Below are 10,084 nucleotides of genomic sequence, written 5' to 3' on the forward strand. Positions count from 1 at the left end.
GCCTGCGCCCACTCCGCTGGCCGAGTCGGCCTCGGCACCTCGTCCCGCGGCCGACCTGCCCTACGCCTTCACCGGCATCGAGCCGCCGCCCCTGCAGCCCGACCCCGAGCTAGCGGCGCTCGCGGCACGGATCGGCGAGCCCATGGCGCTGGTGTGGATCCGCCTGCGACGCGGGGTGCGCTACGAAGCCCTGCTGCGCCCCGACGGCCTGCTCGAGCTCGTCGACGGCAGCCTGCACGCCGACCCAGACGCCGCGGCGACCGCGGCGAGCGGGGCCGAGAGCGTCGTCGACGGCTGGCGGTCCTGGCGACTCGGCGACGGGCAGGGGCCGACGCTGGTCGAGGCGCTGCGCCTGTAGGGCACGGGTCTGGCCCGCGGGCAACCGGGCAATACCCCGTCGGATGTCAGTCCTTGATCGTTGGGCTAGTCGGGTGATCTACGACGCTTCCTGACTCAAGGTCGTGACAGCCGGCCTCGACATCGGCTACGTTTCGGCCACCATCGTGGACGGATGATCATCCGCACCAGCTGGGGCCGGGCCCGTTGGGGGGTGTCCGGTAGCCCGCCGGCGTTGCTGGCCCTGACGTGGAGCGATGGTTGTGACGATCCTGACGGCTGCCTTTGGTGTGCCCGAGTACTGGCGTCGAGGAGTGGTGGGGACCGCCGCTGTGGCGGTCTGCTCGCTGCTGTGGGCCGGGATGCCGGCTGCCGCTGCCCCGCCCGAGGCCGGGCCCGCCGAGGCCGAGCCGGTGGTGGCCGATGACGTCGAGGAGGCGCTGTCGGCGGCGGACGGCTTTGCTGCGGCGACGTTGGCGCGGTTGACCGGTCAGCGGGTGGAGGACTTGTCTCAGCGGACCGAGACCCAGTCGGTGTATGCCCTGGCGGACGGTCAGTGGCAGCTGGCGGCGGCGACGGGGCCGGTCTGGGTGCGCACTGGCGGTGATGGGACTGCAGAGCAGGACTGGGCCGAGGCCAACGCGACGTTGGTCCGGGGCACGGGCGGGACATGGACCCCGGTGGCTCACTCCGGTGACGTGGTGCTCTCCGGTGAGCAGACCGCAGCCGACGGCGGCGAGGTCGTGGTCGCTGAGCTGACCGATCCGGCCACGGGGGTCACCAGTGTGGTGACGTGGCCCGGCGATCTGCCCGAGCCGGTGGTCGCGGGTCCGCGGGCGACCTACCCCGAGGTGCGTGCCGGGGTGGACATGGTCGTGGACGTGACCGGTGACGGCCTGGAGCAGTACTTCGTCGTGCACGAGCGTCCCGATGCCCAGGAGGTCGTGGACCTTCCGCTGGCGGTGACCGGTGAAGGGGCGACCGCGGAGGTCAACGCCTCGGGGACGGTGGAGCTCGCCGCCCCGGACGGTGAGGTGGCCGCGGTGGTGGGGACCCCGGTGATGTGGGACGCGGTGCACGACGACCAGCGCGCGGCGCCGGTCGCCCAGGAGTGGGACGTCGCGGGTCAGCCCGTGCTGTGGGCCAACGGGCAGGACCTGCCTGCATCGGCTGAGGCTGGAGATGCGGGCGGGGACGCCGCGGAGGAGGAGCCCGCTGCCGGTGAGGTGGCCGAGGTGCCGACCGAGACCAAGGTCGAGGGCGACACGGCGGTGCTGACGATGTCCCCGCAGGAGTTCCTGCAGGACCCGTCGGTTCAGTTCCCGGTGGTGGTGGACCCCACGATCAGCTTGTCGATGACCTTCGACACCTTCGTGCAGTCTGACCACACCTGGGACAACTCCTCGGAGACCGAGCTGCGTGTGGGGACGTACAACGGGGGGACGTCCAAGGCGCGGTCCTTCCTGAATCTCAGCAGCACGGCGATCAAGGGCAAGAAGATCACCTCGGCCGAGCTGCGGGTCTGGCAGCACCACTCGTGGTCGTGCACCGCCAAGGAGTGGCAGGTGTGGTCCACGACGGCCGCCTCGTCGTCCTCGCGGTGGAGCTCTCAGCCGTCGTGGAACACCAAGTGGGCTTCCCCGACGGCCACGCGCGGGTACTCCAGTGCGTGTGCGGACGGGTGGACCAACGTGCCGATCACGACACTGGCGCAGGCCTGGGCGGACTCGGACAAGACGACGAACACGATCGGGTTGCGGGCGGCGTCCGAGACCGACAACTTCGGGTGGAAGCGGATGAACTCCGGCAACGCCACCTCGGGCAAGCCCACGATCGTGGTGACGTACAACTCCTACCCTTCGACCCCGTCAGGGTCCTCGTTCGTCTCTGGGCAGTACCACTGGTACCCCTCGAGCGCCGCGGCGAACCGGGTGCTGTACGTCAAGACGCTCAAGCCAGGGATGTCCGCGGTGGTCAAGGATGCGGACGGGGGGAACCTGCGGGCCCAGTTCGACGTCCTGCGCGGCTCCACGGGCGTGTGGGCCAAGGTGGGCGGGTCATCGGTCGCCTCGGGCGGACGATCGGTGCTGACCCCGACGAGCTCCATGCCTGCGCTGGTCGACGGCGCGACGTACACGGCCCGCTCGTGGGGGTATGACGGATCGTTGCGGTCCAAGGCGTCCCAGACCCTGACGACCTTCGTGGTGGACGTCACCAAGCCGACGACCCCCACGGTCACCTCCGCCCAGTACACCAACGGCCAGTGGCGCGACACGGCACCGGCGTCGACGACGTTCCGGATGCGCTCGACCTCCGCGGACGTGGCGAGCTTCCAGTACTCCCAGAACGGTGGCGCGTGGGTCACCAAGGCCGCCGTGGCGAACGCCTCCCCGTACTACGACCTGCCGTGGAACCCCACCAGTGGTGCGCACACCCTGGCCGTGCGCGCGGTAGACAAGGCCGGGTGGGTCTCGGGCCAGACGACCTTCACCTTCGGTGCCGGTGGCGCGACGATGACCGGCCCGGCCACGGGGGCGAAGTCGACTGACAAGTTCCAGGTGCAGGCGACCGCCCCCAAGGCGGTCACCGGGACCGTCACCCCGACGATCTACTGGCGCCCGGCGGGGTCGTTGACCGAGGCGACGCCCGGCACGGGCAGCACCACCGGGTGGCCCAACGCCATCGCCCTGCCGGCCGTCGCCGCCGGGCAGGCCGTGTCGGTGAACCGCGCATGGTCTGCGGCCGCAGCAGCCCAGACGGTGGGCCAGGACCGCACCCCCTTGGTGCTGGACGTGCAGGTCTGCTTCACCTACTCCGCCACCGGCCAGACCCGCTGCACCTGGACCGAGAAGGCCGAGACCCAGACCTCGGTCATCCGGGTGCCGCACGCCTTCGGCGACAGCTTCCCCGTGGCCGACGCCGGCCCGGGACAGGTCGCCCTATGGACCGGGGAGCTGAACACCGCGACCACCGACGTCTCGGTGCCCGGGTACGCGGGTGACCTGTCGATCTCGCGGTCCTACTCCTCCCAGGCCGGCGCCGACCCGACCTCGGTGTTCGGTCCGGGGTGGAAGGCCTCCTTCGAGGGCACCGACGTGGGCGTGGCCGGGTGGGAGGTCGTGGACAACACCTCCATCGACGGCACGATCGTGCTGGTCGACGAGGAGGGCGGAGCCCTGATCTACCGCCAGCCCGGCAACGGGCGGGTGGCCCTGAAGACCGGCACCTACACCGCGCTGGACACCGAGACCGCCGAGGCCGGCGCCAAGCTCGCCCTGAGCGGCGCGGGCGCGGGCGCGGTGCTGAACCTCACCACCGACGACGGCACCATCACCCGCTTCACCCCCGTCGGCTACACCGCGGGCAAGCCGGCCGAGTGGTTGCCGAGCGTGGTCATCGAGCCCGGCAACGCCGGGACCACGAGCTTCACCCGCGACGCCCAGGGCCGCATCACCCGCATCCTGGCCCCGGCACCCCCAGGGGTGACCTGCCCGGCCAGCGGCACCCTGGTGCCTGGGTGTCGAGCCCTGCACATCACCTACGCCGGTGCCACGAACACCACCACCGGTGCCGTGGCCGGTCAGGTGAGCCAGATCGAGTACGAGGCCTTCGACCCCGCCGTCAGCAACGGGACCGGAGCGATGACGCGCGTGGCCGTCGCGCAGTACCGCTACGACTCGGCCAAGCGCCTGGCCTCGGTCACCGACCCCCGCACCAACCTGACCGCCGCCTACGGCTACGCGGGCACCTCCACCTCGGGCCAGCCGCTGCTGACCACGGTGACCCCGCCGGGCCTGAAGCCCTTCACCCTCGGGTACGGCAAGACCTCCCAGGACGCGATGTCCCTGGTGACCGTGGACCGTGCCCCGGTGTCCGGTACGACGCCGGTGCGTCTGGCCCGGTTCGTCTACGGCATCGACCCCACGAAGGCGACCCACGGTCTGCCGGCGATGACCGGTGACGAGGTCGGGGTGTGGGGGCAGCAGGCCGCACCCGTCTACGGGGCCGCTGTCTTCGGGGCGGACCGCCCGGGCGTCGCCGGCTCAGGCACCGCTGACGTCACCGCGGAGGACTGGTCTTTCGCCGACCTGCAGTACACCGACGCCAAGGGCCGGGTCCTGAACACCGCGGCCTACGGGGCCGGGGCGTGGCAGCTCGACGCCACCGAGTACGACGACGCAGGCCGGGAGATCCGCAGCCTGGACGCCCACGCGATCGACCAGATCCGCACCGCCGTGGGCGAGTCCGGTGAGTCGATGAGCGACCAGGACGTCAACTCCTACGCCACCATCACCCGCTACAACGCCGCGACCGAGGCCAACCCGGCCGGAACCCTGGTCACCGACGTGTGGTCCCCGGCCACCGAGGCCCAGGACGAGGTTACCGGTGAGACGCGTCTCGTGCGCCAGCACTCCCACACCGACTACGACCAGGGTGCACCGAACGGCGGTCTTAATCCCGCCACGACTCTGCCCTTCCGGTTGCCCACCGCGGTCACCGTGCACGACGTCAGTGCAGCCACCGGGTCCTCGGACCCGGCCGACCCGATCGAGACCGGGACGCTGCTGACCACGACCACCACGAGCTATGACCCGATCGACGGCGCCGACCCCGTGGGCCCGACGTCGGGCTGGACCCTGGGGTCGGCCACCAGGACGACCGTGCACGACGGGGCCGAGACGATCACCACCTCGACCCGCTACGACGCTCAGGGCCGGGTGGTGGAGTCCCGCCAGCCGATGTCCGCCGGTCCTGATGCGGGTACCACCCTGACCGACTACTACACCACCGAGACCCAGGCCGGGGCCGGAGCGGTGTGCGGCAGTGCACCGCAGTGGGCGGGCCTGACGTGCCAGGTGCGCCGGGCCGTGGACACCCCTCACGTCCCGGTCGAGCACACCCAGTCCTACTCGATGTACCTGGCACCGACCGTGGTCACCGAGACCAGCGCCGGGGTGACCCGCCGCACCGAGAGCACCTTCGACGCTGCTGGGCGCCCGGTGCGCTCGAGCACCACCGTTGCCGGGCTCGAGGGTTCGACCCCGGTGGCGGCCACCCGCACCGAGTACTCCCCGACCACCGGCGCCGCCGTCGCGACCGTGGCGGTCACCGGGCCGCCCGGGGCTGAGGTCGAACAAGGGCGCATCAGCCTCACCCACGACACCTGGGGCCGCGAGCTGACCTACACCGACACCGACGGCCAGGTCACCGAGACCGCCTACGACGACGCCGGCCGCGTCAGCACGGTGACCGACCCCTCGGGCAGCACCACCTACGCCTACGACGGGCCCACCGAGCGCCGCGGCCTGGTCACCAGCCAGACTGACTCCAAGGCCGGGCAGCTGACCGCGACCTACGACGGCGGTGGGCAGATGGTCTCCCAGACCATCGCCGACAAGGTCGTCCAGACCGTCACCGTGGACCGCGCCGGCCAGGAGACCACCCTGGCCTACAGCGCGGTCGGCACCGGCGGCGAGTGGGAGCCCGTTGCGGAGTGGAACCGCACGTTCGACTCCCTGGGCCGGGTCGCCACCGACGTCGGGCCCTCGGCCAGCGGGGGTTCGCGCGAGCAGGCCTACACCTACGACGGCGCAGCCCGGTTGACCGGTGTGGTCGACGTTATCGACGGGGTGTGCGCCACCCGCGGGTACACCTTCGACGCCAACGGCAACCGCCTGACCCGCACCCAGGCTGTTTTCGAGGAGGACTGCGCGTCGGAGGCGACCGGGACCACGACCAGTGCGTGGTCCTACACCGCCGCCGACCAGGTCCAGACCGGGGCCAACACCACCGGCACCTACGTCTATGACGCCCTGGGGCGCCAGACCAACGTCCCGGGGGTCGACACCCCCGCCGGGGCAGACGCCGAGGACCTGACGCTCGGGTACTACGACACCGACGCGGCCCGGTCTCTGACCCAGGGCGGGGCCAGCACGGCGTACGAGCTCGACCCGGCCGGACGCCGCGCCACCTCCACCACCACCCCCGCCGAGGGTGCGGGGTCGGTGACGGTGCGCCACTACACCGACGCCACCGACAACCCCGGATGGGCCACCACCACCACTGCGGGCACCACGACCACCACGAGGTATGCCGCCTCGATCGGCGGGGACCTCGCGGTGACCGTCACCGACGACGCGGCCTCGGTGGCGGTGGCTGACCTGCACGGGAACGTCGCCACCACCCTGGACCTGACCGGGCCCGTCCCGATCCCCGGGGGCCTGGACACCTACGACGAGTACGGGAACCCCCTCGCCGCACCCACCTCCGGCACCGGGGCACTGGCCTACGGGTGGCTCGGAGCCAAGGAACGCGCCACCGATACCACCGGCCTCCTGCTCATGGGAGCCAGGCTCTACAACCCCACCACCGGCCTGTTCACCAGCATCGACCCGGTCGTCGGCGGCAACACCACCGCCTACGCTTACCCCCAAGACCCCATCAACCAATACGACCTCGACGGGAACGCCTGGAACTGGCGGAAGTCCCTGAGGTCTGCGGGTAACTGGGCATGGAAGCACAAGGCTGATATCGCACTAACTGCGGCAGGCTTCATACCAGGAGTTGGCGCACTGGCGTGGGGCTACCGCGCATACAAACTCGCGCGGGGTGGCATCTATGTGGCGCGAACCGTGAGCAAGCAAAAATACGTGGGACAAAGCGGAAATGTAGGCCGGAGGCTAAGTGAACACGTCAGAAGTGGAAAGATCACTCGATGGCAGGCTGCCACGGCGCGCGTATATCGAGTCCCGGGCAACAGGACTCGCCGGGAGGTCGCCGAGCAAAGAATGATCAACAGAATGGGCGGAAAGCGCAACCTCGCGAATCACAGGAACCCCATCGGTGCCCGGCGTCAACATCTCATGAGGAGTACTCCGCGAAATTGGAGGGGGCTATGAATTTCCTACGCACCCGAAAAGTCGGAGATACGCGGTACCAAGTGGTACGAGGAAAGCGGCCCTCCGAGAGGCTGTTGCGCAGTGCAATCCGCGCAGGCAGGGGTATTCTCATCGAGGAGTTTCCCCCAGGGGAGCCCGCGCTCGACTTTCTGGAGCCTGTGATTGCTGAACTGGTGGCCGTGATTGTGGCGGACGGATCGTCTGTGGACACGAGGATCCTTGAGCGTGCATCTTCTCTGCGGAAGCTCGAGGCTTGGTGCCAGCCCACGGCACCTACTGATCTATCGAGGCTCCCCTTGTGCGCTTTCGCGGGACACGCCCACCGACATTGGGAGTCAATTTCTGCCGTAGAGCAGTTGGCAACACTCAGTCTCGAAGGCGGAGATTTTGGCTGGCTTCACGGCGCCATGCGCCTTCGCGAACTCGAACTCACCGGTCTCAGGGGAGATGTGGTTGTGCCCAGGGCTGGCACTGAGCGGATCGAGAGGCTCACGCTCCACGGCGCTCGTTCTCTCGACATTTCGTCACTATCAGACAATCCTTCCCTCCAGGCTGTCGAAATCGCGAGCATCGGCAGTCTTAGAGCTGCTGCCGCCCTTGCTGATGCACCACGTCTTCGGCGGGTGCATCTTGAAGACATTTCGCAGATTGACACAGTCGCGTGGTTGGATGAAGGGAGCGGAATCGACGAGATTCTCATCGTGGGTACGGATCCTTGGATACGAACGGCACGTCGGCAGGTTGGAGATCTGCCGCGAAATTGGTCCTTCCCGCCCTGGGTTGAATAGCCTGAGCTGAAAACAGTGACGGCCGCTTGGGCGGACACTTGTATGGAGCCATGCGCTGTTTGATTCCGTGAGGCAGCAGTGCGGCCACTACGGGAACGCCGACAGGTTACGTAATGACAGAACCGCAGATCAGCGTCGGTTCACCTCTTTGGCGGCTCATCCCTCTTTGGCTCCTTGTGCGATTGACCGCTGGACGACCTGCTCGACGCGGCACGATCCGGCAGGGCGCGGGGTCGGTGACGGTGCGTCACTACACCGACGCCACCGACAAGCCCGGCTGAGCCACCACCACACCGCGGGCACCACGGCCACCACCCGGTATGCCAGCCCTCGCTGGGCGGGAACCTCGCAGCGACCGGCACCGACGGCGCGGTCTCGGTCGCGGACCTGCACGGCCAAGATTGCGGGCCCCCGCTCGACGCGCACGGACACTCGTTTGGGGAGCCTGGTTAGTTCCTATTGCACCAATCATCTTCCTGGGGCGCTACGTATTGTTTGATCTTGCGGCGGCAAACAGCTTGACAGGCGAAGAGGGCCGACAAGTTGGGTCGTGAAGCGATTGTTCGCGCGTCGTCTCCACGAGGTTCGCCCTCCCTCGTCCCCCGTCCTACGTCAGTCCCACCCGTACGCCGTCAGCCACCGTGACAGCTCTCCGTAGAACCTCTCCCGAGCGGGCCGTGCCGAGAGGGTCAGGTCGTGCAGCCCGCCCTGGATGCGCACCACGGTGACCAAGGGGCCGAGGAGCACCGCGCGCCGGGCCAGGAGGTCGACGTCGAGCACGGTGTCCACCTCGCGCATCTCCTCGCGCCAGCGCGGCAGGATCAGGCTCCGCGCCGAGGCCGCCATGAAGATGGGTAGCGGGAGGTCCAGCCCTCGGGCGACCTGCGCGTGCCCGGTGAGGATGGCTTGGAGCCAGCCGGGGCGGATCGGGAAGTACGGCGTGGGCCGCCAGGCCTGGTCGTAGGTCCACTCGCCGCCGTGCTCGGCGAGGATGGTGCGCGAGTAGAAGCCCGGGTCGATGTTGAGCATCGGGCTCTTGGGCTGGATCCGCGCGAGCTGCTGCACCACGGGGGTGCTCAGGGTGCGCATCACGCTCGAGCCGGTGAGCTCGAGCCAGGGCGAGTTGAGCACCAGCCCCGTGACCCGGCCGGGGTTGCGCCGGGCCCACAGCACCCCGACGAGCCCACCGGTCGAGTGCCCCATGAGCATCACCCGGGCCCACGGGCCGAGGTCCTCGTGCACCGCCGCGAGGGCGGCCTCGAGGTCCTCGTCGTAGGTGCGCAGGTCAGCCACGTAGTTGGGCGTGTGGTGCGGGCGCAGGCTGCGGCCGTACTTGCGCAGGTCCACGGCGTAGAAGGCTGCGCCCTGGTCGTGCCAGTACTCGGCGAGACCGGTCTGGAAGAAGTAGTCGTTCCAGCCGTGGACGTAGAGCACGGCGCGGGCGGCCCGGCGCGGCTCCTCGGCGGCCGGCCGGTGCCGCACCACGGTCGCGACGACCTCGCCCTCCTCGTCCTCGGGCAGGGGCAGGGTCCGGGCCTGGTAGTCGGGACCCAGGATGTCCTCGACCCACCCGGAGGGCCCGGGTGCAGGCGGCGGGTCCTCCGGCGGTTCGGGCGTCACGGACGGCACCGTGGTCAGACCGTGAGGACGATCTTGCCGAAGTGCTCCCCGGCGGCGAGGCGGGCGAAGGCCTCGGGGGCCTGGGCCAGGGGCAGCGTTGAGTCGATCGTGGGCCGCAGCCCGGTCCGTGCGCAGAAGCGCAGCAGGGACTCGAGGTCCTCCTTGCTGCCCATGGTCACGCCCTGCACGGTGAGCTGGGTGAAGAAGATCCGCTGGGCCTCCATCGGGCTGGGGTCCCCGGTGGTGGCCCCCGCCACGACGATCGTCCCGCCCGGGCGCACCGAGCGCACCGAGTGGCCCCAGGTCGCGGCGCCCACGGTCTCGATCACGGCGTCGACCCGGGCCGGGACCCGGCTGCCGGGCTCGAGGGCGTGGGCCGCGCCGAGCTCGAGGGCACGGGCACGCTTGGCGGGGTCACGGCTGGTGACGACCACCTCGAGC

General features: G+C 69.9%; 3 protein-coding genes and 1 pseudogene. 2 read left to right on the forward strand and 2 right to left on the reverse strand.

Translation table 11 applies throughout. From position 1 onward, the window contains the following. A pseudogene (locus L0B03_RS08920) lies at positions 1 to 358 on the forward strand (hypothetical protein); the annotation flags it as partial. 235 nt (positions 359 to 593) lie between these two features. Next, positions 594 to 7,235: a DNRLRE domain-containing protein gene (locus L0B03_RS08925; RefSeq protein WP_250445460.1), complete on the forward strand. Its 6,642-nt coding sequence runs from the start codon at positions 594 to 596 to the stop codon at positions 7,233 to 7,235. A 1,400-nt stretch (positions 7,236 to 8,635) separates the two neighbouring features. On the opposite strand, the gene L0B03_RS08930 is transcribed toward L0B03_RS08925, so the two are convergent. Next, positions 8,636 to 9,643 (reverse strand): alpha/beta hydrolase, encoded by a 1,008-nt coding sequence (locus L0B03_RS08930; RefSeq protein WP_250445461.1) that lies wholly within the window; start codon positions 9,641 to 9,643, stop codon positions 8,636 to 8,638. Positions 9,644 to 9,657: 14 nt separating this feature from the next. After that, the coding region (locus L0B03_RS08935) for a zinc-binding dehydrogenase (RefSeq protein WP_250445462.1) at positions 9,658 to 10,084 on the reverse strand (427 nt) is incomplete at its 5' end.

It is taken from the genome of Actinotalea sp. C106, assembly GCF_023630195.1.
Taxonomy (GTDB): domain Bacteria; phylum Actinomycetota; class Actinomycetes; order Actinomycetales; family Cellulomonadaceae; genus Actinotalea.